21 protein-coding genes are annotated in these 25814 nt (G+C 37.4%); 19 read left to right on the top strand and 2 right to left on the bottom strand.

The window, feature by feature from the left end; genetic code table 11:
• Positions 1-302: 302 nt before the first annotated feature.
• Positions 303-1631, bottom strand: coding sequence for a polysaccharide biosynthesis protein (locus LRP83_RS04910; RefSeq protein ID WP_230495559.1), 1329 nt, complete (start codon positions 1629-1631; stop codon positions 303-305).
• 273 nt (positions 1632-1904) lie between these two features.
• Here LRP83_RS04910 and LRP83_RS04905 point away from each other — a divergent pair, with 273 nt between their 5' ends.
• The 19 genes from LRP83_RS04905 to LRP83_RS04815 all read left to right on the top strand — a co-directional run bounded on the left by LRP83_RS04905 (position 1905) and on the right by LRP83_RS04815 (position 25146).
• Positions 1905-2219, top strand: coding sequence for a DUF3892 domain-containing protein (locus tag LRP83_RS04905; RefSeq protein ID WP_230495558.1), 315 nt, complete (start codon positions 1905-1907; stop codon positions 2217-2219).
• A gap of 370 nt (positions 2220-2589) precedes the next feature.
• Positions 2590-3495 (top strand): HD domain-containing phosphohydrolase, encoded by a 906-nt coding sequence (locus LRP83_RS04900; RefSeq protein ID WP_230495557.1) that lies wholly within the window; start codon positions 2590-2592, stop codon positions 3493-3495.
• Positions 3496-3511: 16 nt separating this feature from the next.
• Positions 3512-3832 (top strand): 8-amino-7-oxononanoate synthase, encoded by a 321-nt coding sequence (locus LRP83_RS04895; protein WP_230495556.1) that lies wholly within the window; start codon positions 3512-3514, stop codon positions 3830-3832.
• Between the two features lie 177 nt (positions 3833-4009).
• A complete protein-coding gene (locus LRP83_RS04890) occupies positions 4010-6220 on the top strand; it encodes a sensor domain-containing protein (protein ID WP_230495555.1) in 2211 nt (736 codons plus the stop codon).
• Positions 6221-6365: 145 nt separating this feature from the next.
• Complete coding sequence (argC, locus tag LRP83_RS04885) at positions 6366-7403, top strand: N-acetyl-gamma-glutamyl-phosphate reductase (RefSeq protein WP_230495554.1); 1038 nt, start codon at positions 6366-6368, stop codon at positions 7401-7403.
• A gap of 23 nt (positions 7404-7426) precedes the next feature.
• Positions 7427-8653: a bifunctional ornithine acetyltransferase/N-acetylglutamate synthase gene (argJ, locus tag LRP83_RS04880; protein WP_230495553.1), complete on the top strand. Its 1227-nt coding sequence runs from the start codon at positions 7427-7429 to the stop codon at positions 8651-8653.
• A gap of 12 nt (positions 8654-8665) precedes the next feature.
• Positions 8666-9472, top strand: a complete 807-nt coding sequence (gene argB / locus LRP83_RS04875) for an acetylglutamate kinase (protein ID WP_230495552.1) — start codon at positions 8666-8668, stop codon at positions 9470-9472.
• Positions 9462-10661 carry an acetylornithine transaminase gene (gene argD / locus LRP83_RS04870; protein ID WP_230495551.1) on the top strand — a complete coding sequence of 400 codons (1200 nt, stop codon included), beginning with the start codon at positions 9462-9464 and terminating at the stop codon, positions 10659-10661. Before argB ends, argD begins: the two co-directional genes overlap by 11 nt.
• A gap of 1 nt (position 10662) precedes the next feature.
• Positions 10663-11736: a carbamoyl phosphate synthase small subunit gene (locus LRP83_RS04865; protein ID WP_230495550.1), complete on the top strand. Its 1074-nt coding sequence runs from the start codon at positions 10663-10665 to the stop codon at positions 11734-11736.
• Positions 11723-14920, top strand: coding sequence for a carbamoyl-phosphate synthase (glutamine-hydrolyzing) large subunit (gene carB / locus LRP83_RS04860; protein ID WP_230495549.1), 3198 nt, complete (start codon positions 11723-11725; stop codon positions 14918-14920). Before LRP83_RS04865 ends, carB begins: the two co-directional genes overlap by 14 nt.
• Positions 14917-15894 (top strand): ornithine carbamoyltransferase, encoded by a 978-nt coding sequence (gene argF / locus LRP83_RS04855; protein ID WP_230495548.1) that lies wholly within the window; start codon positions 14917-14919, stop codon positions 15892-15894. The genes carB and argF overlap by 4 nt, the downstream gene beginning before the upstream one ends.
• Before the next feature lie 142 nt (positions 15895-16036).
• Positions 16037-17260, top strand: a complete 1224-nt coding sequence (locus LRP83_RS04850) for an argininosuccinate synthase (RefSeq protein WP_230495547.1) — start codon at positions 16037-16039, stop codon at positions 17258-17260.
• 35 nt (positions 17261-17295) lie between these two features.
• Positions 17296-18681, top strand: a complete 1386-nt coding sequence (gene argH / locus LRP83_RS04845; protein ID WP_230495546.1) for an argininosuccinate lyase — start codon at positions 17296-17298, stop codon at positions 18679-18681.
• A 339-nt stretch (positions 18682-19020) separates the two neighbouring features.
• The gene (locus LRP83_RS04840; RefSeq protein ID WP_230495545.1) at positions 19021-19236 is read left to right on the top strand and encodes a hypothetical protein; all 216 of its coding nucleotides are present in this window, start codon (positions 19021-19023) and stop codon (positions 19234-19236) included.
• 182 nt (positions 19237-19418) lie between these two features.
• Positions 19419-21563: a tetratricopeptide repeat protein gene (locus tag LRP83_RS04835; RefSeq protein WP_230495544.1), complete on the top strand. Its 2145-nt coding sequence runs from the start codon at positions 19419-19421 to the stop codon at positions 21561-21563.
• A 163-nt stretch (positions 21564-21726) separates the two neighbouring features.
• The gene (locus LRP83_RS04830) at positions 21727-22563 is read left to right on the top strand and encodes a basic amino acid ABC transporter substrate-binding protein (protein WP_230495543.1); all 837 of its coding nucleotides are present in this window, start codon (positions 21727-21729) and stop codon (positions 22561-22563) included.
• A 73-nt stretch (positions 22564-22636) separates the two neighbouring features.
• The gene (locus tag LRP83_RS04825; protein WP_230495542.1) at positions 22637-23293 is read left to right on the top strand and encodes an amino acid ABC transporter permease; all 657 of its coding nucleotides are present in this window, start codon (positions 22637-22639) and stop codon (positions 23291-23293) included.
• Positions 23290-24012, top strand: a complete 723-nt coding sequence (locus LRP83_RS04820) for an amino acid ABC transporter ATP-binding protein (RefSeq protein WP_230495541.1) — start codon at positions 23290-23292, stop codon at positions 24010-24012. The genes LRP83_RS04825 and LRP83_RS04820 overlap by 4 nt, the downstream gene beginning before the upstream one ends.
• A 147-nt stretch (positions 24013-24159) precedes the next feature.
• Complete coding sequence (locus LRP83_RS04815) at positions 24160-25146, top strand: Gfo/Idh/MocA family protein (protein WP_230495540.1); 987 nt, start codon at positions 24160-24162, stop codon at positions 25144-25146.
• A 68-nt stretch (positions 25147-25214) separates the two neighbouring features.
• Here the strand turns inward: LRP83_RS04815 and LRP83_RS04810 are convergent, their stop codons facing one another.
• On the bottom strand, positions 25215-25685 hold the full coding sequence (locus LRP83_RS04810) for a hypothetical protein (protein ID WP_230495572.1): 471 nt from the start codon (positions 25683-25685) through the stop codon (positions 25215-25217).
• Positions 25686-25814 lie beyond the last annotated feature (129 nt).

Below are 25814 nucleotides of genomic sequence, written 5' to 3'. Positions count from 1 at the left end.
CCAGGCTATCATGCCCGCCCCTCAATGTAAATTCGAAATAAATGTAGTTCATTATACGGATTTTATTTTAATCAATTGAAAATCATTGTTGACACTTTTACACAATTAAATGGACTTGACTTGGAGGAGAGATGAAATTGTCCGATAGAAGGGCTGTATTGGACAAAACGAAGTGGAGGAGAGGTGAAAGTGTCCGATAGAAGGGCTATATTGGACAAAACGAAGTGGAGGAGAGGTGAAAGTGTCCGATAGAAAATTAGCTTTATGAAAATGAAAAAAGGGAGTAGATCACTCCCTTATTTCTAAAACGATTCTTTAATGGAATCCTTAATAAAAACGGTTACCCCGATTTTTTTACAAATCGACAAATAATGCAAAAGCATTAGAAGAACAGCACCTGTGTTCATTCCAATAATAATTCCGCCCATTTGGAAGGTAGGTAAGGACCCGAGTATAAACATGAGCGAAAAGCTAATCAAAGAAACCCAAATTTGATGATAAAAAGCGTCTTTTACTAGCCCTAAACCAATCAAAATAGCTTGCATCGGTATAACAAAGAAGTGGAACAAGAAATAAGGCCAAAGCATTTGAAGGTAGAGGGTAGCCTCATCGGAATGAAAAAACAGCTGTGTTAACGGTTCTGAGAAGAAGTAAAAAACGACAACTGCGGGAACTCCATAAATTAACGTAAACTGCATGACTTTCCTTAACAGCGATTGTAGTAATGGATAATCCTTCTGGGAATAGGCTTTTGATACCGTTGGAATGAGAACGATTAGCAAGGAGTGTGCAATAAAGGCAGGGAAAAAGCCAATGGTCATTGCTACACCAGCAAGTAAACCAAACTGTTCGATTGCCATATCGCCAGTTAACCCTGCTTGCAAAAGGGCCGCTTTAATTAGAAAAGGCTGAACGGCATGGGTAATGGCATGGAAAATTCTTAATCCAGTCGTTGGAAGAGAAACAGATATTAAGCTTTCTTTTACGATTTTTTTGTTTAAATAACTCCCTGGTTTACTGTTCAAATAGCGTAGCTTAATAAAATATTCAATGATCAAATAGCCAAAGACAGCTATTTCACTGGCGACTATGGCAGATAGTGCTAAGACGATAGCAGTATCAGTAGTAAACTCAAACCACTGAAAAACAAAAACAAGAACAATTAGCTGCAAGGCTCTTCGTAAAAAGTTGGAAATGGCTATTTTCCCCATTGCGTGAGTTCCCATAAAGAAACCTCTCGCAATGGAAGAAAACGAGACAATCGGAATAAGAAGCAATATTAACCATTTTACTAATGGATGGTACTCATTAAATACGGGTACAAGCGGCAAAATGAGCGTGGCCACGACCATAAAAAAAATCGTAGTGATGATAGCTAAATTCATTATCTGACTTAGAATACTCCGATGATACTTTTCGTCTTTTTCCGCAACAAGCTTTGAAACGGAAATGGGAAGTTCTAAGCTTGCCAAGACGAGAACTAAAAAAATAGTCGGTAGTATGGACATATATAATCCTAAGCCTTTTTCACCTAATTCCTTCGCCAAAACCATATTAATCACAAATTCAATACATTCTCCAATAAACGCGGTCACTGCTAAAATCAATGTTGCTTTAATAAATGTCTTCATCGCTGCTCTCCTTATCAAAAAAGTCGATACCCTTAAAGATATATGAGACAAGTACTAAAATTATTTATCTAAGTTAGGACAGCCGAGAAAAAGTAAGCATATAGAAGATTACAGTTTGGGTAGCACAATGGTGAAAACAAATATAAAAACGTACCGGGAATCTAAGTATCAGAATCTTGATTAAGAACTTTCATAATCCTTTTGTATGCGTTTTTTATTACATATTTGTACATAAACTGAAAATACTAAACGTATGTTCGGGAGGTGATGTGGATGGAAGGTAAGGATTTTGAAAAAATTTATGAAGAATATAAGCAGCAAGGAGAACAGCAAGCTATCGTTGAAGCAACGGATAGCAATCGTGAGGGAAAAGAAGAATTCGTTGCAGTACGAAAAAAAGATGATGGAGATATTATTGCCTTTAAAACGGATTCCGGGCGGGAGCTTGATTATATTTCTGCATTAGAGGAGGCTAAAGCAGGAAATATTGCCCACGTGGATGTTTTCCATAAGTATGGAAGGGATATAATTAGAAGTGAACCAGATGGTGTTAAAGAAAATAACCTAGATAATTTGCCGGAATTTTAGAGAATCAATCAACCCTTTATCAGCTGAAATGGTAAAGGGTTATTTAAATTTAAATGAATACTTATCTTATATACATACTATAAGTTGTATAAAAATACTAAAATATATAAGGATTATTCGACAGTTTTATATATAATATGGCAAGATAGGATTAGAAATTTTAATAGGTATATAAGACTATTTTGTACTACATGGGAATAAAAGAAGGATTTAAGCAATAGAATCTAGAATATACTATCTACTATTTTGTTGTAAAAAAAGGGTAATGTTACTAGATTTTTATTAAAATAGTGCCTATACTACTAATAGATGCATTTTCCAGAGACAAAAGAATTTTCGACAACTTGTACTATAGAAAGAAGGTAGGAAAGTGGGCTTTGTAAATGAAGAGAGTTTCATAGAAACGGTCCACATGAAAGGGCTGCAAGTATCTCTAATCGCATCTGGTGATGGTACGGAAATTATCTATCATAAGTTAGACCCAGACACAAGATGGGCGCTTGAACCACAAGAAGGCTGGGGCGCATTAGAATATATACATCTATTATCAGGGGAACTAAAGCTTCAAACAGATAATGGTTTTAAATCAGTTAATGCAGGTGATTCATTTTTTAGAGTACCTGTTAAGGAGCATTATGTTTTTCAATCTATTGGGACAACTGAATTTTTATATGTGACATCACAACCAATATTTCATCTTTATAGTAAGGTTACAAGAGAAATTCAGGAATTGTCTATTTCAATAGAAGAGAAGGATGGATACACAGTTGATCATTGTTTCCGAATTAATAGACTTTCAATGTTGTTAGGAGAAACACTCGGCTTAAAAACTAGACAAATTATGAGGTTAAATTTAGCCGCATTTTTACATGATGTAGGTAAACTGAAGATACCATTAGAAATCCTTCAAAAACCTGGGAAGTTAACATCGGAAGAATGGGAGATTATGAAAAGACACTCAACTTTCGGTAGAGAAATATTAGATGAAACACGAATTCCTCATTTAATCGATGCTGGAAAAGTAGTGGAGCAGCATCATGAAAGATATGATGGGAAAGGTTATCCAAAAGGATTAAAAGGCGATGAAATTATGGTTGAAGCAGCTATTATTTCAATCGTCGATTCATTTGATGCGATGACTACTGACCGTGTATATAGAGATGGAATGACACGAGAAGCAGCTTTTGAGGAGATTTTACGGTGCAAAGGAACGATGTATAATCCTGAGATTGTAGAGGTTTTCCTAGCACTGAAAGATAAAATTAGAGAAATTTAGTTTAGGGGGAAAAGAATTGAAAAAGCTTGGCTTAATACTAATGGCTTTAATGGTAAGCTTAGTAATCACAGTTAAACCTGCTGAGGCTGCTTACAAATCCGAGAATGATATTTACGTAGAAGTATCGGTTGAAGAAGCAAGAAAGCTGGCGGATCTTATGGGATTTAAAAATGTTCCTTTAGGAGAACAGACAGCAAAGCTTTCTTTTGAGGCTCAAGAGAAGCTTATAGCTAAATTAGAAAAACTATTAAGAATAGAAATCGATCATTATTATATTTGGCTAACAGTTAATGGAGAGCCAGTTTTAGGTATTGATCCACCATTCCCATTAATCTAGATTATCAAAGGCTGACTTGATAGTTATTTATACTATTGAGTCAGCCTTTTTTATATGACTTTAGTATCTCTCATTATTGTAGTAGCTACAATTTTTTGATATGTTATAAGTAAAATTAAGTAAATTGACTTAGTCTAAAATCATAACTTAAAAAGTCAAAATGAGGAGTAAAACTCATTGAAAAAAAGAATTGAATTATATAAGCGTAATTGGATTTATATTTTTTTATTTATTGTATTAATAGAGTTATTCGAAGAGACTACCGTTCTATTTCACGCTAAGGGTCTACTAGCAATTATCATTGAGTTGTTTTTTCTGTTAATTAAGCTAAGTATCATTTACCTCATGCTAAAAGGAATAGGGAAAACGGCAGATGAGCTACAAAAAAGTAAACAGCGGCTAAACAATATTTTTGATACATTGGATGTGGCGATATGGTCACATGATTTAAAGACGGACAAGTTGTTAATAACCTCAGGTATTGAAAAATTGTACGGCTATTCTTCAGAGGATTTTTATAAGGATTTTGAGCTTTGGAAAAAGGTCATTCATCCAGAGGATTTACCCATTTTAGCCGAAAGAGCGAAGAAGTTACAAGTTGGAGAACCTGCTACGAGTATATATCGAATCATTCGTCCTAACGGAGAGGTCCGTTGGATTCAAGACCGTGGGATACCGACACTTGATGAAGATGGACAATTTGTCGATTTTTCGAGTGTATTGTTTGATATTACAGATCGTAAAGAAAGTGAAGATCGTTATCGAGGCTTAGTTGAAATGTCCCCTGATATCGTTGCAGTCTATAGTAATGGGAAAATTGAGTATATCAATGAAGGTGGTAGTAGATTAGTTGGTGCTACAAATCCTCAAGAATTGATTGGCCTACCTTTAACAAGATTCATTTCAGAACAAGTTTTAGGAGAAGTGAAAAAGCTTGAACCGTTTGCTGAGGATGGAACTGATGAAATAAAGAGATTCGAAATCGAAGTAATAAAGCTTGATGGAAAACCGATTGCAGTAGAGGTGGCTTCCATGCCTATTCTATATGAGGGACGTTTTGCGAAGCAAGTAGTTGGAAGGGATATCACCCAACGAAAAAAGGCTGAAAAAACAATTCAAAACATGGCCTTTTATGATGCCTTAACGGGATTACCAAATAGAAATAAATTTAGACATGAGCTAGACCAATTGTTATCTCAGCCAAACAACCAAAAGCTAGCAGTATTATTTTTAGACTTGGATCGGTTTAAAATTATTAATGATACAAAGGGTCATACTGTAGGAGATTTTCTATTAAAACAAGTTGCAAATCGATTAGTCTTAGCTGTCCAAAAGAATGGGATGGTTTCCCGTCACGGTGGAGATGAGTTCATTATTCTATTAAAAGATTTGGATAAGGAACAAGTGTCGACTATGTCTAAGAGAATTCTTACCGAATTTTCAAAGCCTCTAATACTAAACAATCAGGAGTTTTATGTCACGCCAAGCATAGGAATTAGTTTATATCCTTCCGACGGAACAGATGAAGAGACATTAATAAAACTTGCTGATATCGCTATGTACATGGCAAAGGAACGAGGGAAAAATAACTTCCAATTTTATTCGTCGAAGCTTAACGGACTTTCCTCACGAAAGATGGAATTAGAAAATAGTTTAAGAAAAGCGCTGGAACAAAATCAATTACTGCTATACTATCAACCACAGGTGGAAATTGCATCTGGAAAAACGGTTGGTGTGGAAGCTTTAATTCGTTGGAAACATCCAGAGTATGGTTTTATTACACCAAATGAATTCATCCCTCTTGCCGAAGAGACTGGACTGATTGTTCCGCTTGGGAAATGGATATTACATCAAGCGTGTGAACAAAACAAAGCATGGCAAGATGAGGGGTTCATTAAAGTTCCTGTAGCGGTAAATATATCTGTTCGACAGCTTCAGGATGATGATTTTGTCAGTGCGGTAGGTAATATTCTAAAAGAAACGGGTTTAGATTCTAAGTACTTAGAATTGGAAATTACTGAAAGTGTTATGTATAACATTGAAAGATCAACAGTCATCTTGAACGAGTTGAAAAAGCTTGGTGTAAAAATTTCAATTGATGATTTTGGAACAGGCTACTCTTCCCTTAGCTATTTAAAACATCTTCCAATTGATAAAATTAAAATTGATAAATCGTTTGTTGACGATATTATTAACCATTCGAATCAAGGTGCAATTGTAAAAACAATTATCGATATGGGACATAATTTGAATTATACTGTCATTGCAGAAGGAATCGAAACAGATGTGCAAGTTAACTTTTTAAAGAAACATTCTTGCAGAATCGGGCAAGGTTATTTTTACAGTAGACCCCTGCCAGTGGAAGAAGTAAGTGAATTTTTTAAGTAGTACTGGATGGGAGACCCATCCAGTATTTTTTTATTTCTTTTATTAATATTTCGAATAAAAGGAATTTTTTTTATTTAATTGTTGTATATTTATGAATCGGTAAGTATAATAATTCAGTAATTACCAATTTAGGAGTGAACTAAGAATGAAAGCTGCCATTATTGGAGGAACGGGATATAGTTCAGTTGAGCTTGTTAGATTGCTACATCAACATCCTTTTGTAGATGTGACAACTATCATCTCAAACTCTCAAGCTGGGAGTATGCTGCATGAAACATACCCTCATGTTACCTGTGTCGTTGAACAAACCCTACAATCCCTTGATTTAAATAAATTGTCTCAAAGTGTGGAAATTGTTTTCTTGGCAACCCCATCCGGAGTTAGTAAAAGTATTGTTCCTGGGCTAATGGAGAACGGTGTGAAGTGTATCGATCTTTCAGGTGACTTTCGCTTACGTTCGGCTCAAAGCTATGAAGAATGGTATAAACATACAGCTGCTGATGAAAGATATTTAGCAAAAGCTACATATGGATTAAGTGAGATCTATGAAGAACAAATTAAATCCGCTACTTTAATTGCCAATCCAGGCTGTTATCCAACGGCGACCTTACTTGGGCTTATGCCTGTTATTAAAAATAAGTTAATAGATAACAAGACTATTATTATTGATGCAAAGTCGGGTGTTTCTGGTGCAGGTAGAAGCGTATCAATGGGAACCCATTTTGCTGAAGTGAATGAAAACCTAAAAGCCTACAAAATTGGAGCACATCAACATATACCAGAGATTGAACAAACGTTACAGAACGAAACTGGTCAATCGCAGGCCATTACCTTCACCACCCATTTAGTACCAATGACAAGAGGGATTATGTGTACGATGCATGCGAATTTATCCGATGTCATAACGACAAGTGATGTTCTCCAACTTTACAACGAGTTTTATCAGGCACATCATTTTGTTCGAGTGCGACCTGAAGGAACATTTCCTTCAACGAAAGAAGTTTTAGGTAGTAATTTTTGTGATATTGGTTTACATGTTGATGCTAGGACAGGTAGGCTAACGATTATTTCTGTAATTGATAATTTAGTAAAAGGGGCTTCAGGCCAGGCGATTCAAAATTTAAATCTTCTAAATGGATGGGATGTAAGAACGGGGCTTCTGGAAGTACCGGTTTATCCATAAAAAATAAAGGGGTTGTTTGATAAATGCAGGTGATGACAAACGGAAATATTACGATAGTAAAAGATGGGAATGTGACGACACCTATTGGCTTTACTGCTGGCGGGGTTCATTGCGGAATAAAACGAAAAAGATTAGATCTTGGTTACGTCTATTCTGATGTTCCAGCAACAACTGCAGGAGTATATACTACTAATCTTTTTCAAGCGGCTCCATTAGTAGTAACGCAAAAGAGTATTGAAATCGATCAAAAAATTCAAGCGATTCTTGTGAACTCTGGGAATGCAAATGCATGTACAGGAGACCAAGGTTTACAGGATGCCTATACCATGCAAACAGAATTTGCGAAGATTCTTGGAATAAAAGACCATTATGTAGCGGTTACCTCTACAGGTGTAATCGGTGTTCCATTACCAATGGAAAAAATTAAAGAGGGAATCCAGCAGATTTTACAAGAGGAACATAGTGGAGCAGACCTTTTTCAAAAAGCAATTTTAACAACTGATACAGGAATAAAAAATATCGCTGTTCAGTTGGAGATAGATGGAAAAATAATTAGTATTGGCGGAGCTGCTAAAGGCTCAGGAATGATTCATCCGAATATGGCGACCATGCTTGGATTTATCACAACTGACGCAAAAATCGATTATTCAGAGTTATGGGATGCATTAAAGCAAATTACAAATCAAACTTTTAATATGATTTCTGTTGATGGCGATTCAAGTACAAATGATATGGTGCTAGTAATGGCAAATGGTAAAGCAGAAAACAAAACATTAACGAAGGAGCATCCAAGCTGGAGTTTGTTTATTGAAGGGTTAAAGGTTGTCAGTGAATCGCTTGCAAAACAAATTGCTCGTGATGGCGAAGGTGCGACTAAATTAATCGAGGTTAACGTAGCGGGAGCTGAGAATGTTGAGGGGGCTCGTGCCATTGGAAAGGCCATTATTTCTTCTAATCTAGTGAAAACAGCCATTTATGGGACGGACCCGAACTGGGGAAGAATCGTTTGTGCAGTTGGCTATAGCGGAGTTTTAATTGACCCAAATCGTGTCAGTGTGACGATTGGCCCTTATCAAGTGGTTGAAAAAGGGTTGCCAAGTCAGATGGATGAGGCCGAGGTTAAGAAATACTTAGAACAAGAAAATATCCATATTTACGTAGACTTGAATCAAGGTGAGGCAGCAGCGACTGCATGGGGCTGCGATTTATCGTATGACTATGTCAAAATTAATGCTTCCTACCGTACGTAAGGGGGAGCAAGGATGAAATATATTGTTGTGAAGTTAGGTGGAAGTGTGATGGAGCAGCTACCAGCTACTTTTTATAAAAATATTGTAGAACTTCAGCGCTCAAAACAGTGGATTCCAATCATCGTGCATGGAGGCGGACCTTTAATTACATCACTATTAAAAGCATTAAATATTGAAACGAAATTTGTAAATGGTCTTCGTGTAACCGATGAGCAGGTACTCGATATTGTTGAAATGGTGTTAAGTGGCTCAGTTAATAAACAAATCGTTCACCAGTTAATAAAAGCAGAAGGTCATGCTTATGGGGTAAGTGGAGTGGACGGTTCTTTGATAACTGCTCGGCCTATTCAGGATTCAGAAGAAATTGGGCTTGTAGGAGAAGTGGTCTCAGTAAAGACTGAGTTAATCGTTGGTATCGCAAATCAAGGATACATTCCAGTTATTTCTCCTGTGGGAATTGATCATAAAGGCCAGCGTTATAACATTAATGGCGACATAGCCGCATCGGCAGTGGCAAGTGCATTAGGTGCGAATCTATGCTTAATCAGTGATATCCCAGGGATTTATATCGAGAAAGATCAACAGAAAATAACGTTGAACACCGTTAGTAAAGAAGACGTCGAAGAGATGATTATTAGCGGACAAATTCACGGTGGTATGATTCCAAAAGTAAGAGCAGCGCTTGATGGTCTTGTTCATCATGTTCCAGAGGTTTCCATTATTAATGGTTTAGAGGATAATAGCCTCCTTTCCTATTGTAACGGTGAAACGATTGGAACGAAAATCGTATTAAAAAAGGAGATTACCTATGTTGAATAGTTCTACTCTTTCACAAATTTCGCCTTTAATGACAACCTATAACCGTTTCCCTGTCACTCTTGTAAAAGGAAAGGGAAGTTATGTTTGGGATGAAGAGGGCAATCGATATTTGGATTTCACCTCTGGAATTGCCACTTGTAACCTTGGTCATGTACCAGAACCAGTAAAGCAAAAGCTAGAGGAACAGCTGCAAAATTTATGGCACTGCTCAAATCTATATAACATTCCAGCTCAGCAGGAGCTCGCTTCTGTATTAGTTGAGAATAGCTGTGGTGATCAAGTGTTCTTCTGTAATAGTGGAGCCGAAGCTAATGAAGCAGCCATTAAATTGGCTAGAAGATACGCTCAAAAAATTAAAGGTACAAATAAGTTCGAAATTGTGACCTTTCAGCAATCATTTCACGGACGTACATTAGCAACGTTATCAGCAACTGGGCAGGAAAAGATCCAACAAGGCTTTTTTCCCCTTATGCCAGGGTTTCGCTACCTTCCTTTTAATGATGTAGAAGCGTTAAAAGATCTTCCTTCCGAAGAAACTTGTGCAGTACTTCTAGAGATGGTTCAAGGAGAGGGCGGAGTGATTCCAGCGGAAAGTGAATGGATTCAACAGTTAGCAAAGGTTTGTAAGGAAAATAACATTCTACTAATGGTTGATGAGATCCAAACTGGGATGGGTCGAACTGGAACCCTTTTTGCTTATGAGCAATATGGCATTGAGCCAGATGTGATAAGTGTAGCAAAAGGTCTTGGATCTGGTTTCCCAATTGGAGCTATTATTGCAAAAGGTGATGTAGCACAGGCGTTTGATCCTGGTAGTCATGGAAGTACATTCGGGGGTAACCCACTAGCCGTCACGGCAGGTTTAGCAACCATTCAATATACTTTATCTACCAATCTATTAGAAAACGTAAAGGAACTAACCGAGTTTCTCTATACACAGCTACAAGCATTAAAAGGAAAATTTTCAATCATCGAGGACATTCGTGGAAAAGGTTTATTAATCGGAATGGTTGTTCCAGGTAAGGCTATAGAAATCGTGAAAAAGGCAATAGAGCAGCATGTGTTAATTCTGACAGCAGGACCAGATGTCGTTCGAATTCTTCCACCATTAACAGTCTCGAAAGAAGAAATATTAGAATTAATTGTTGCGTTAGAAGAAATTTTTCAAGGTATTAAAGGGAGTGAATAATTTGGAACAAGGTTATCTGATATTGGAAACAGGTGAGATTTTCGAAGGAACACTGATTGGTACGAAGAAGGATTCTGTCGGTGAAGTGGTGTTTAATACGAGTATGACAGGGTATCAGGAAATCATCACAGACCCATCCTATGCTGGCCAAATCATCACCTTTAGTTACCCAATGATCGGTAATTACGGAATCAATCAGATCGATGACGAAAGTACCATTTCTTATTTGTCAGGGGTTATTATTGGCGATGTGTGTGAAACGCCTAGCCATTTTCAAGCCGTCAAAAGCTTTTCTGAAAAATTAAAGCAGTTAGGTGTTCCTGGAATTGCTGGGATTGATACCAGATTTTTGGTTAAAACGATTCGTGCAACCGGAACGGTAAAAGGTGTCATATGCCGTGAGAAGGTTTATCCAAATGGGTTAAAGAATGACACCTTCTGGGTTGAAAAAGTATCGACAAAGAGAATAGTCAACTACAAAAATAATGGACCTCATGTCGTTTTAATCGATTACGGGTATAAAAAGTCAATCTTGAATGCCTTGATGGAAGAAGGGTGTACCGTTACCGTTGTTCCTTACAACACTACTTTACAGCAAATCAAAGCATTTCGTCCTGACGGTGTTCTCCTCAGTAATGGACCTGGAGACCCGATGGAACTACAGCCTTGGTTTTTAGAAATTAAAAAAATTACACAGCATTATCCTACTTTAGGCATTTGTCTTGGGCATCAGTTAATTGCGTTGGCCTATGGGGCAAAAACGAATAAATTAGCTTACGGCCATCGTGGGGCGAATCACCCTGTTAAGGAATTACAAACGGGAAAGGTGAAAATCACCTCACAAAATCATAGTTATGTAGTCGTAGATGAAAGCATTAATAAAAATGTTTTTCAAGTCACTTATCGAAATGTGAATGATAAGTCAATTGAAGGAATACGACACGTATCACTACCAATTCAGTCTGTGCAATTTCATCCAGAGGCACATGCAGGACCAAATGACACCGTTCATATTTTTAAAAATTTTGTTCAGACACTAACAGCTATGGGAGAAATTCGTTATGCCGCTACGTAAGGATTTAAAAAAAGTACTTGTCATCGGTTCAGGACCCATCGTCATTGGTCAGGCCGCTGAGTTTGATTATGCCGGAACACAAGCCTGTATTGCCCTAAAAGAAGAAGGCATCGAAGTCATTCTTATTAACAGTAATCCAGCAACGATTATGACAGATGAGGCTATTGCCGATCAAGTGTATATTGAACCGTTAACCTTAACTTCGATTGAAGAAATTATCAAAAAAGAAAAGCCTGATGGACTAATTGGAACACTTGGGGGACAAACGGGACTCAATTTAACCGTGCAACTTCATGAACAGCAAATTCTCGACAAATATGGGGTGGAGCTTTTAGGCACATCGGTTGAATCCATCCAAAACGGCGAAGATCGCGAGAAATTTCGTAATCTGATGATTGAAATTGGTGAGCCGATCCCAGAGTCTGCTATCATACAAAGTTTAGAAGAAGGCTATGAGTTTGTGAGAAAAATAGGCTTCCCTGTCATTATTCGTCCGGCCTATACACTAGGTGGAGACGGTGGCGGATTTGCTTATAACGAGATGGAATTTGAAACGGTGTTAAAGAAGGGGCTGGCTGCCAGTCCAATCCAACAAGTTTTAGTAGAAAGAAGCATTAAAGGTTGGAAAGAGGTTGAATACGAAGTGATGCGTGATGCAAATGATACGTGCATCATCGTTTGTAATATGGAAAACATGGACCCAGTTGGTGTTCATACAGGGGATTCAATTGTCGTGGCACCAACACAAACCTTGAATGATGTTCAGTACCAGTTATTAAGAGATTCCTCGGTGAAGGTGATAAGAGAACTAGGCATTATTGGTGGCTGTAATATTCAATTTGCGTTAAATCCAAAATCGAATCAATATTACATTATCGAGGTTAACCCACGGGTTAGTCGTTCGTCAGCTTTAGCATCAAAAGCAACGGGTTATCCAATAGCAAGAATGGCTGCTAAATGTTCAATTGGCTATCATTTAGATGAGATTATCAATCCGATTACGGGCAATACTTTTGCTTCCTTTGAACCAGCTCTGGATTATATTGTTGTCAAATTACCGAGATTCCCTTTTGACAAATTTCCAGAGGCTGACCGTACTTTAGGTACACAAATGAAAGCAACTGGTGAAGTAATGGCGATTGACCGAACCTTTGAAGGTGCCTTAAATAAGGCCATTCGTTCTTTAGAAATGAACATCTTTGGTTTAAGCACTTCTGCATGGAAAACGTTTGTGCCTGAGAATGTAACTCAAGCTAATGACCTTCGTCTATTTGCCATTGTGGAAGCGATGTTACAAGGTAGTTCGATTGATGAAATCCATCAGCTAACTGATATTGATCCATGGTTTTTATATAAAGTTCAAGGAATTGTAAAGCTGGAGCAAGAATTAAGCTCCTATTCATGGGGGGAAGTTCCGCAAGATCTCTTAAAAACGGCTAAACGATTTAATATAAGCGATAAATTTTTATCCTTAATTTATGGGGTTTCTGAAAAAACAATCCGTAGCCAATGGAAGGAATGGAATTGGAATCCTGGTTATAAAATGGTTGATACATGTGCCGCCGAATTTGACGCGGTAACCCCTTATTACTATTCAACTTGGCAAGGTTTCGACGAAGTGGTAACAACCGCGAAGAGAAAGGTTTTAGTAATAGGGTCAGGACCTATCCGGATTGGGCAAGGAATTGAATTTGATTATGCATCGGTCCATGCGGCGGAAGCAATCAAGAAAAAGGGTATTGAAGCGATTGTAATCAACAACAATCCTGAAACGGTTAGTACCGATTATTCGATTGCGGATAAGCTCTATTTTGAACCGCTTGCTGTAGAAGATGTTTTAAATGTTATTGAAAAGGAGCAAGTGGAAGGTGTTTTGATTCAATTTGGAGGTCAAACAGCGATTAATCTTGCTGCTGCATTAAAAGAAGAGGGAGTTCATTTATTAGGCACCTCGATTGAGGCGATTGATCAGCTCGAGGATCGAAAGCAGTTTTATCAGCTTTTACAAAGGTTGGATATTCCTCATATTGAAGGTCAAGCGGCTAGCAATGTGAACGAGTTACTAGAGTCAGCTGATAAAATCGGTTTTCCTGTTCTAGTCCGTCCATCCTACGTTATCGGTGGACAATCGATGTTTACTTTTTATCAAAAAGAAGAGCTAGAGGGTTACTTAGAACATTTAAATGCTCATGATCAGATGTGGCCGTTATTAGTGGACCGTTTTGTACCAGGTTTAGAGTGTGAAATCGATTGTATCTGTGATGGGGAATCGATTGTTGTTCCAGGTATATTCGAACATATTGAAAAAGCAGGCGTTCATTCGGGTGATAGTATTTCTTTTTTTCCGTCTGTGTCTTTATCAGACGAAATCAAAGCCACCATTATCGAATATGCAGATCGAATTGCCAAAGCTTTACCGATTATTGGGATAATGAATATTCAATATGTGATTCATGATAGCGAAGTATATGTCCTTGAAGTCAATCCAAGATCTTCAAGAACGGTGCCGATCATGAGTAAGGTGACGCGGATTCCAATGGTTGAATGGGCAACGAATGTACAATTAGGCGATTCTCTTAAGGATATATGTCCACAGTTAGGACTATTAGAGGAACCAGCTTATTTTTCCGTAAAAGCTCCGATTTTCTCATCCAGTAAGCTTAAAGGTGTCGACTATAGCTTAGGACCCGAAATGAAATCTACAGGTGAGATACTTGGTGTAGGTAACACGTTAGAGGAAGCGCTCGGAAAAGCATTGATGGTGGAAGGGAAGAACCCATTGCTTCAAGGCAAAGGAGCTGTTTTATGCTCACTATCAGATCGTTCTAAAAAAGAAAGTCTGCCAATAATAAAGGAACTCTATGAAAATAAGGTAAATATCATTGCAACAGGGGGTACGGCGATTTTTCTAAACGAGAATGGGATAGTAGTAGATAAGGTTATTGAAGATCGCCTGCTGTTAAATGATTTATTAAAGAGTAATCAAATATCAGCAGTTGTTAACATTACTACTCAAGGGCGGAATCAAGAAAGGTTTGGATTTTATATTCGGGAACAAGCACTTCGTTACAAAGTGCCAGTGTTTACCCATTTAGATACAGTGAAGGCAGTATTAAGTCTAAACAAGGCAGGGAATAAGGTTCACACCATAGCGGAATTAAATTTAAGTGAGGTGCCGAGATGATGAATGTGGTGAAATTAACAAGTACGGATAATTTGATTGAGCCATCGTTAAAGGGAAAAAGCTTTTTACGCTTAGCAGATTTTAAAAGCTCAGAAATTCTGTTTCTATTAGATTTGGCTTTAGAATTGAAAAAACAGCAAAAACAAGGTAAACCCCATGCCTATTTAGGCGGAAAAGTACTAGGAATGATTTTTGAAAAATCCTCAACACGTACACGTGTCTCTTTTGAAGTAGGGATGCTCCAGCTTGGAGGTCATGCCATTTTCTTAAGCTCAAAGGATATACAGTTAGGGAGAGGAGAAACCATCTCTGATACAGCTAGAGTGTTATCGCGTTATGTCGACGGAATTATGGTTAGAACGTATGGGCATGAATCGGTAGAAGAATTTGCTAAACATGCAACGGTGCCGGTCATTAACGGTCTAACAGATTTACATCATCCGACTCAAGTGATGGCAGATTTATTGACTATTCTCGAACACAAAGGGAAATTAGCTGGATTAAAGCTGTGCTATGTTGGTGACGGAAACAATAATATGACTCATTCATTATTGGAGGGTGCTGTCAAGGTAGGTATGCATATTAGTGTTGCTAGTCCTGAAGGTTATGAACCCAATCCTGAGATTGTGGCTGCAGTAAAGGAAGAAGCGAAACTAACTGGAAGTATCGTTGAGATTACGAATAATCCTATTAAAGCAATCTTCGAAGCAGATGTAGTGGTTACAGATGTTTGGACCAGTATGGGTCATGAAGAAGAGACGGCGACCAGACTAGAAGTGTTTAAACCATTCCAAGTAAATAATGAACTTTGTCAGCATGCAAAAAGTGATTATATTTTCCTGCATTGCTTACCAGCGCATCGTGGGGAAGAAGTCGCAGCAGAAATTATCGACGGTCCTCATTCCGTAGTATTCGACGAAGCAGAAAATCGACTCCATGCCCAAAAAGCGATTATGAAAGTATTAATCGGGTAATTTGGATTATTTTTTTAAATATCATTGAATAAAAATACATTTAAATATATATTAATACAATAAGTGCTGTTACGCATTAAAGCACTTGGGGACAGTCCCTCAGTGCGTTAATCTAGTAAAGAGTAAAAGGAGAGATTAATAGATGGTTAAGGAGAAGATTGTTTTAGCTTATTCGGGTGGTTTAGATACTTCTGTTTCTGTGAAATGGATTCAAGAGAAGTATGGGTATGATGTAATTGCTGTTAGCCTTGATGTGGGGGAAGGGAAAGATTTAGAGGCAATCAAGGACAAAGCTTTGAAGGTTGGCGCGATTAAATCCTATATGATAGATGCGAAGGATATGCTTGCAAAGGAGTACATTTTACCTGCTCTAAAAGCTAACTGTTTATATGAAGGGAAATATCCGATTTCTTCAGCATTATCACGTCCATTGATTTCTAAAATTCTTGTTGATATTGCAGAGAAAGAAGGGGCTGCAGCAGTGGCTCATGGATGTACAGGTAAAGGTAATGACCAAGTGCGTTTTGAAGTATCGATCCAAGCATTAAATCCGAAGCTAAAGGTTGTGGCACCTGTTCGTGAGTGGGGTATGACCCGTGATGAAGAAATCCTTTATGCACAGGAAAATGGGATACCGATTCCGGTAGATTTGGATAATCCATTTTCAATTGATGCAAACATCTGGGGACGTGCCTGTGAAGCGGGAGTGTTAGAAGATCCTTGGGCAGAAGCGCCTGAAGCGGCTTTTGACTGGACCAACCCTCTCCATTTAGCACCAGAAGAAGCAGAATATGTGGAAATTGAATTTGAACAAGGTGTTCCAGTAGGACTTAATGGTGAAAAAGTGGAACTTGTTCCATTAATCGAAACACTAAACGAACTAGGTGGTAAGCATGGGGTCGGACGTATTGACCATATTGAAAACCGTTTAGTTGGAATTAAATCTCGCGAAGTGTATGAAAATCCAGCAGCTTTAATTTTAATTAATGCGCATAAGGAATTGGAATTTTTAACACTTCCACGTGAAGTAACTCAATTTAAGACACAAGTAGATCAGCAAATGGCGAAAATGATTTATGACGGACTTTGGTATTCTCCATTGAAAGCTGCTCTAGATGCGTTTGTCGAAGAGACTCAGAAGGTTGTCTCTGGAACAATTCGAGTGAAATTAAATAAAGGCAATCATATGGTGGTGGGACGTAAATCTACACACAGCTTATATAATGAAGAATTGGCCACTTACTCAAAAGGGGATGCCTTTGATCATAATGCGGCTGTTGGGTTTATTAAAATTTGGGGCCTAGCTACAAAGGTTTATGCTGAAGTGAATCAAAAAGAGGAAGCGGTTGTTAAACAAGAAGTTTAATAGAGTAATAGTTTACCTTTAGGAGGGTATGAGAGATGTCAAAACTATGGGGTGGCCGTTTCACAAAGGAAACGAATAAACTCGTCGAAGAGTTCACCGCCTCGATTTCCTTTGATCAGAAATTGGCTATCGAGGACATTGAGGGAAGCTTGGCACACGTTCAAATGCTTGGAGCGTGTAACATTATTCCGCTCGAAGACGCAGAAACCATTAAAGAGGGGCTACTCTCCATTAAAGAACAGGTTGAAAAAGGTGAAATAGAATTCTCAATTGAACATGAAGACATTCATATGAATATTGAAAAGCTATTAATTGATAATATTGGTCCTGTTGGTGGTAAACTCCATACCGGACGCAGTCGAAACGACCAAGTCGCCACCGATATGCATCTATATTTAAAAAATAAAACAAAAGAAATCATCCAGCTTGTCCAAGATGTTCAGCATTCGATTTTGACTCAAGCGAAGGTAAATATCGATACCTTAATTCCAGGCTATACCCATCTGCAACGTGCACAGCCTGTTTCGTTCGCCCATCATTTAATGGCTTATTTTTGGATGTTCGAGCGCGACAAAGAGAGACTTCAGGATAGTTTAAAGCGTGTGAATTGGCTACCGCTAGGAGCTGGAGCCTTAGCTGGCACAACCTTCCCGATTGATCGAGCTAAAGTGGCGAAACAATTAGGCTTTGAAACGATTTACCCTAATAGCATGGACGCTGTCAGTGACAGAGATTTTATCGTCGAATTCTTATCTATTGGTGCGTTAATCATGACGCATATCTCAAGACTATCTGAGGAATTGGTCATTTGGTCGAGCCAGGAGTTCCAATTCATTGAACTAGACGATTCCTTTTGCACTGGCTCAAGCATCATGCCACAAAAGAAGAATCCAGACGTTCCAGAGCTTCTTCGCGCGAAAACTGGTCGTACGTACGGTAACTTAATCGGACTTTTGACCGTTCTAAAAGGGTTACCTCTTGCTTACAACAAGGATATGCAAGAAGATAAGGAAGGCATGTTTGATACGGTTGAAACATTAGAAGGGTCCTTACAACTGTTAGCACCTATGATTGAAACGATGACGGTTAAAAAGGAAATTATGCGTAAGGCTCTTAACCAAGACTTTTCCAATGCTACTGATATTGCTGATTATTTAGTAACGAAAGGACTGCCATTTCGAGATGCTCATGAAGTCATTGGGAAAATTGTTTTATATTCCATTCAAAATGGAAAATATTTATTAGATTTAAGCTTAGATGAATATCAGCAGTTTAGTGCATTATTTGAGAGTGACATTTACGTCATTCTTTCACCCGAGCATGTTGTATCCGCAAGAAACAGTTATGGTGGAACATCACCTTTCCAAGTGAAGGAGCAAATTAAACTGGCTGAAGAAACATTATTTATTAAATCAAAATGATTACAGAAGGGAGACTTAACATCTCCCTTTATTTTTTTTCTACCCTGAATAGGGTTTATGAGGGACAATTTGCTGATTTTAGTGAGCTGTATTGTCCTTAAGAGGGCTGCTGAAGGACACTTCGCTGGTTTCTGAGAGCCGTATTGTCCTTAAGAGGGCTGCTGAAGGACACTTCGCTGGTTTCTGAGAGCCGTAATGTCCTTAAGAGGACCGATGAAGGACACTTCGCCAGATTTTATGAGTCGTATTGTTCTTAAGGAAGTTTAAGTATGAAACTTTGATCACTCTTATGTATAAGTGCCACTTATTAGGTGAACCTATAAAAAAAGGGGGGGTTCTGTGTCTTTCATTGATAGGAATAAAAATCAGGAAAAGAAGAAAATTGAAGAGGTAATTGAAAATTCAATTGAATTGGAAGAAGACTTAATGCGTACATACTTAATAACGGCAGAACGTATTCATGACGATGATGAACTAAAGGAACGTCTCGAAAATTTTGCTGAAGGAAATGCGAAAAGAACAAAACAATTGCTTGACGAACTAGATAAAGACTAAAAGGATTAGCCAATTGGTTAATCCTTTTTACTTTTTTTTAACAAATATCTACAAAAACAACGGCAACACTTCGAATAATATAAAAGGTATGTCTAATAACGGGGATTTACACAAATAAAAGGAATAATTAACTTGCCTTAACATAGGTATAGTTTGGAGTTTAATCATCGGGGGGAAGAAAGATGTCTGAAAATCAACTGATTAACAAACAGTATTATGAACGATTTTTATCAGAAAATGCAATCGCCCACCCAATACGGGTTCTCGGTGATTTTTATATGGCAGAACAGATGAATGAGGTACCTGATTTAGCTGATATTCGCTATGCTCAAGGTGAAGTATATTTCCATAACAAAGATTACGAAACGGCCATTTTTAAATGGGAAAATATTAGTAATGAATTGGAGCCATGGGCTAAAAAGAATATGGCTGATGCGTTTCTGAAACTGGAATTATATCAAAATGCAGAAGATATGTATAAGTCTATTTCAACCGATTCAGTGCTATTAAATACAGAAATCGGCTTACAGTTATTTTCCCTTTACAAGAACCAAATGAAGTTGGATTCAGCCTTTACGGTCATAAAAAAAGTGGTAGTGTTGAACCCAGACTATTTAAATGTAACAGAAATGGCCCGTGTCTTTTTTGAAGAACATCATGATTGGCAAAGTGCGATAGAGCTAGTGACAAGCGAAGCGGTACGAACAAAATTTTTCCATTGGTTTGATTTCCTAAAGGGATATGTGGAAGATGGGCATGCTCAATCGATCCAACCTCATTTTTATAAAAAGGTGTTAACGGTCCTATACGAAGTGGATCATAAGCGTTTTGAAATTTTAATCACGCTTTTATCAAAAAACTATAAGAATGATTTTTTATGGATTGAGATGATGAATGAACTGTTTAGTGAAATAGAAGATGGCAGCCATAGCGTTTCGCCGAAGATTTCCATGCTTTTTAAAGAAACTTACTATGACTTAATGGATGGGCAATTTCTGTTAACACAATTAAATAGTGTTATTCCGCAGCTATTAACTAACTGGTTAAAAGTAACAGATTCACAGATTGCATCGGCAGCTATTTTGGCTTGGAATGATCTCTTCCCTACAAGTTTCACTACGCCAACTGTGAATGAAGCTGAGAACATATTCCACCATTCTCCAACGCAGAAAATAAACTCTTTGGAAATCATCCAGTTTTTTGATTCGATTATGAAATGGGCAACGGAAAAAGAAATCAAAATTTCGTACGATATGCATGGCTTAATGGATGAACTACCTGAATTGCGAAGTATAGATGACCTGAATAGCAATATGGAAGCTTCTCTGCCGCAGATTTATGTTAGTCATGATAATAGTGAAAAACTATTAAATTTTATTCGAAAAGCCATCGCAGATCTTTTAGAAAAAAGAGTGCAAGTTGAAAATAGCTTAACCTCTTCTATAAACTGGGGAGAAGAAATGTTAGCTAAATTAAATGGGGCCATTCATCAACTAGAAGATTTAGAGGATGAAAAAAAGAAAACCATTCAAAAATTCTATTCTGAGCTCAGGGAAGATATTAGAACGGAATTAGAGGAAAAAGTACCAAATTTAATACGTGGTTGTTCTGATTTAATTTTAGAGGAAAGTGATTTTGGGAATATTAATCATTTACTTAATGAAGAAATGAATAACCGTATCCAAGAATATCTACAGCAAACAGCTCTACCTAGGTTTTATGAATTACTGACGTACTGGATAAATTTTTCAGAGGAAGAACTGAGGAAAAGTCAGGCATTGCTTGAAGAAAGAAGTGAGGGCTTTAATATACTCTTTGGGGAAGAGAAAATGAAGCTGGAATGTGATTTTAAAGTGGTAGAGGATTGGCGCAGAGATGCTAACCGATTGACAAGTGGAGTGAATGTTGACAAAGTCAACATTTTACTCAAATTCACCCCGACTCAATTTTTACTAAGAAGTGCAGGAAAACTCTTTGGATCGATTTCGCAAAATAATACGATGTTATTTAATAAATACAAGTCCTACGTTGAAAATGAAAACTACGAGGAAGTGACGAATGAAATTGTCACAAAGTTTCTTTTACAATTTGATTTATTTGAAAAAGCTTTAAAAAGGGATATTAAATTATTCTTTAAAAACCCCTTTCAACTATTAAATAAGACGTTGGATGAAACAAAGCAAATGAAGATGAAAAATGAAGCATCACTAACCAAAATGAAAGAGAACCCAGAAATGTTCCGTGATCCATTAACTGTATTTGAAGTAAGGCTAAGACAATATGAATGGATGACGATTGCAGGCAATAACCACACCTCTAATAACTAGTATGAATATTGATAAAAGGTTGTCGAACAGAGGATTCGACACCTTTTTTTTTTACTTTCGATTAGAATTATCTTAATACAGATAATGAGTACATATTTAACAAGATTACTAATACCTATAAAAAACTGAATATTCAGTAAGGTAAAATATTAGGGGGATTTTTATGAAGAAAATGTCAGGGTTATTGTTTGTTATCATTACCTCGCTTGTGCTTATTCTAGCAGCATGTGGAACGAGTAAAACGAATACTAAAGAGGAAAAAAACGGTTCAGGTGGAGAAGAGAAGAAAACACTTAGAGTTGTAACAGATGCGGCTTACGCACCATTTGAATACCAAGACAAAGGTAAAATCGTTGGTTTTGAAATTGATTTTATTAATGCTGTTGCAAAAGAAGCGGGATATGAACTTGAGATTGTACATGTAGGTTGGGATCCGGTATTTATTGAAATCGGTCAAAAAAATGCCGATATTGGTATTTCTTCGATTACGATCAATGACGAACGAAAACAGACATATGATTTCTCCCTTCCGTATTTTCTTTCAACTAATAAGATTCTAGTACCTGAAGATAGCGATATTCAAAACGCTGCAGACTTAGTGGGTAAAGTAGTTGCTGTTCAAAAAGGAACGACAGGTGATGCAGCAGTAGAAGGCATTCTAGGAAAAAATCATAAGGATATCAAAAAATTTGATGATAACAATTTAGCGATTCTAGAGCTAATTAATAACGGAGCTGACGCCGTAGTTGCTGATAACGGTGTAATCGAAGCATATGCAAAAAATAATCCAGATCAAAAATTAGTCGTAAAGGGCGATGGTACTACTTTTGATGCTGAATATTATGGTCTATTGTTCCCTAAAGGTAGCGAATTAAAAGCTGAATTTGATGTGGCAATTAAAACTGTATTTGAAAATGGAACTTATTCAGAAATTTATAATGAATGGTTTGGTATGGACCCAGACCTTGAAACGATAAAGGCAGAGCAAGACAAACAATAACTCAATATGAAAAATGTGAAATGGCGTAACTCTGAAATGCGTTACGCCATTTTGGTATTTGAGGGGGGACATCATGGATTTTCGGTTTGACATCATAGTAGAATATGCACCGTTGTTTTTAAAGGGTACCTTACTGACAATTGGTCTTTCACTAGTAGGAACTGTTATTGGGACGATCCTAGGATTATTTATAGGACTAGGAAATATGATGAAAAATAAATGGTTAGCCTTTCCATTTAAAGTGTATATTACTTTTTTTCGTGGTACACCATTGCTCGTCCAAATATTAATCATTCACTTTGGTGTAGTGACATTTTTCGTTGATGGTACAAATGCAATTTTGGCTGGGATTATGGCTCTTTCATTAAATGCAGCCGCGTATATATCTGAAATCTTCCGAGCTGGTATTCAATCGATAGATAAAGGACAAATGGAAGCTGCACGCTCTTTAGGAATGAATCATGTTCAAGCGATGCGATATGTTATTTTACCTCAAGCTTTTAAACGGATGATACCACCTCTAGGAAATGAATTCATCGTCTTACTAAAGGATTCATCTTTAATTTCGATTGTGGCAGCTCCAGAATTAATGTACTATGTTGGACTTGCAAAAGGACAATATTACCGAGTTTGGGAACCTTATTTAACTGCCGCTGTCATTTATTTAGTTTTGACTGTGACCTTAACTTACTTCTTAAACCGTCTTGAAAGGAGGCTGACAACGGAATGATTAAAGTAGAGAAATTGAAAAAATCATTTGGTCAACATGAAGTTTTAAAGGATATCAATGTTGTCATCCAACCGCAAGAGGTTGTAGTAGTTATTGGTCCTTCAGGGTCTGGAAAATCTACCTTCCTTCGCTGCATTAACCAACTAGAGACGATTACAGATGGGCATATTTTTGTTGAAGGAAAAGATGTTGCCGATAAAAAAACAAATATTAATGAAGTAAGAACAGAGGTTGGGATGGTATTCCAGCATTTTCACTTATTTCCACACATGACAGTTTTAGATAACATCATGTTGGCACCACTAAAGGTTCGTAAATCTTCAGTCCAAAGCTCAAAAGAAAAAGGACTTCAATTATTACAGAAGGTAGGCTTAGAGGATAAAGCAAATGCTTATCCAAGCTCCTTATCTGGAGGACAAAAACAGCGTGTAGCGATTGCTAGGGCACTCGCGATGGAGCCAAAGATTATGCTGTTTGACGAGCCAACCTCGGCATTGGATCCTGAAATGGTCGGAGAGGTTCTTGAGGTCATGAAGCAGCTTGCTAAAGAAGGAATGACCATGATCGTTGTAACTCATGAAATGGGCTTTGCTCGCGAAGTAGGGGATCGAGTTATTTTTATGGATGGCGGAGTAATTGTTGAAGAAAATGAACCGAAGCAGCTATTTGAAAATCCACAACACAATCGGACAAAGTCGTTCTTAAGTAAGGTGCTATAGCTTAATGGGGAAATTCAATCATACTTATGATTGGATTTTTTTGTGTGTTAAAATAGAGTTTATCTAAAGGTAGTCTAGTTTGCTTGGATTTTTGCCATACAGCTATTTAATTTTAAACTTTAATTTTAAACAAAGAGGGTAGTTAAAATGATTCGCTTCGGTATTGTTGGCACAAATTTTATTACTGTACAGTTATTGGAGTCTGTAAAAAATTTAAAGGAATTTACTTTAAGTGCAGTTTATTCAAGAAAAGAAGAGACAGCGAATGAGTTTGCAGCCAAGTATGGAGTAGAGGTTTCCTATACAAACCTAGAGGAAATGGCAAAAAGCGATAAGATTGATGCCGTTTATATTGCAAGTCCAAACTCGTTACATGCCAGTCAAGCGATTACGTTTTTATCGAATGGTAAACACGTACTATGCGAAAAACCAATGGCTTCGAACACAAAAGAGGTAGAGGCGATGCAAAAAGCAGCCCAAGAACATAAAGTTTTACTTATGGAAGCAATGAAGTCCACGGTAACGCCTAATTTTAAAAGTATTCAAGAAAACTTACATAAGATTGGCAAAGTTCGTCGCTACTTTGCAAACTACTGTCAATATTCTTCCCGTTATGACGCCTATAAACAAGGGAACATTTTAAATGCGTTTAATCCTGCCTTTTCCAATGGCTCGATAATGGATCTTGGGGTATATGGCATCTATCCAATGGTTGTATTATTTGGAAAGCCAAAGGCAGTAAAGGCAACAGGGGTCATGCTAGATTCAGGCGTAGATGGGGAAGGGAGTATTCTTTTTCAATATGAAGAGATGGATGCAGTCGTATTGCATTCTAAAATCAATCATTCCTTTATTCCTTCTGAAATCCAAGGGGAAAAAGGAAGCATTCTAATTGATCAAATTTCTACTCCGGATAAAATCGAAATTAGGTACAAGGATGGGACAGTGGAGGATATTAGCCAGGTACAGGAACACCCACATATGTTTTATGAAGTGGAGGAATTTATTCAACTCATACAATCCAATAAGACTGAGTCACAAATAAATTCATTTTTTCATTCGAAACTAACGGCAGAAATTACTGAAGAGGTAAGAAAACAAGTTGGGCTAGTCTTTCCTGCGGACAAACTGTAATAGTCATTATTAGGCTTTCATGTGAAAAATAAAAATACCTCGGAGTCTCCGAGGTATTTTATCTAGGTTTATAACCTTTTAAAGCCTTCTTCAAGTAAATATTCAGTTGCTTCCTCATACGAGTTAAACGTATTATCTAAATTTAATCCAAAATATATATTCCACATCTCATCTTCTTCTATAAGGATAAGGGAGTTGTTTTCGGCATCAATCCATTTTTCTTCCTTATTATCACCTATAATGGCATCCTCTACCGAGCTTTTTGGTGTAAGAGAGAGAATCGACTTTTGAATGATAGAACGAAGCTCCTCAGCCGAGAAGTCACGGATGTTAACCATCCCTTTATCGTCAATTTCATATCCTTGTAAATATTCAGCATATACAAATCCATTTCCCTTTGGGTGTAAATGGTACACAACATTTTTTTTATCTGATGCACTTTCTTCGAAGTGGTAATTCACTCGACCTAGTGACACATTTTTTCGTTGTAATTCTGGGAATGATTCAATAATGGCAATTTTTTCTTCAAAAGTAAGCAATAGACCTTCACATCTTTCTAGTATGATTGGTTCATTATAGCATATATAGAGTTCCTCACCAAAAGTAGTGGAAAAGTACTGAAAGGGAAATAAACCATAGGTAGATATTGCTAATATACCCAATGAGAA

The organism is Pseudoneobacillus rhizosphaerae (assembly GCF_917563885.1).
GTDB lineage: Bacteria > Bacillota > Bacilli > Bacillales > Cytobacillaceae > Pseudoneobacillus > Pseudoneobacillus rhizosphaerae.
Note: the sequence above shows the minus strand (reverse complement) of the source record. Positions and strands in the feature narration are given on the sequence as shown.

Coding starts and splice junctions, on each gene's coding strand:
- LRP83_RS04910 (WP_230495559.1), bottom strand. CDS start 1,631: ATGAAGACATTTATTAAAGCAACATTGATTTTAGCAGTGACCGCGTTT.
- LRP83_RS04905 (WP_230495558.1), top strand. CDS start 1,905: ATGGAAGGTAAGGATTTTGAAAAAATTTATGAAGAATATAAGCAGCAA.
- argC (WP_230495554.1), top strand. CDS start 6,366: ATGAAAGCTGCCATTATTGGAGGAACGGGATATAGTTCAGTTGAGCTT.
- argJ (WP_230495553.1), top strand. CDS start 7,427: ATGCAGGTGATGACAAACGGAAATATTACGATAGTAAAAGATGGGAAT.
- argB (WP_230495552.1), top strand. CDS start 8,666: ATGAAATATATTGTTGTGAAGTTAGGTGGAAGTGTGATGGAGCAGCTA.
- argD (WP_230495551.1), top strand. CDS start 9,462: ATGTTGAATAGTTCTACTCTTTCACAAATTTCGCCTTTAATGACAACC.
- carB (WP_230495549.1), top strand. CDS start 11,723: ATGCCGCTACGTAAGGATTTAAAAAAAGTACTTGTCATCGGTTCAGGA.
- argF (WP_230495548.1), top strand. CDS start 14,917: ATGATGAATGTGGTGAAATTAACAAGTACGGATAATTTGATTGAGCCA.
- LRP83_RS04850 (WP_230495547.1), top strand. CDS start 16,037: ATGGTTAAGGAGAAGATTGTTTTAGCTTATTCGGGTGGTTTAGATACT.
- argH (WP_230495546.1), top strand. CDS start 17,296: ATGTCAAAACTATGGGGTGGCCGTTTCACAAAGGAAACGAATAAACTC.
- LRP83_RS04835 (WP_230495544.1), top strand. CDS start 19,419: ATGTCTGAAAATCAACTGATTAACAAACAGTATTATGAACGATTTTTA.
- LRP83_RS04830 (WP_230495543.1), top strand. CDS start 21,727: ATGAAGAAAATGTCAGGGTTATTGTTTGTTATCATTACCTCGCTTGTG.
- LRP83_RS04825 (WP_230495542.1), top strand. CDS start 22,637: ATGGATTTTCGGTTTGACATCATAGTAGAATATGCACCGTTGTTTTTA.
- LRP83_RS04820 (WP_230495541.1), top strand. CDS start 23,290: ATGATTAAAGTAGAGAAATTGAAAAAATCATTTGGTCAACATGAAGTT.
- LRP83_RS04815 (WP_230495540.1), top strand. CDS start 24,160: ATGATTCGCTTCGGTATTGTTGGCACAAATTTTATTACTGTACAGTTA.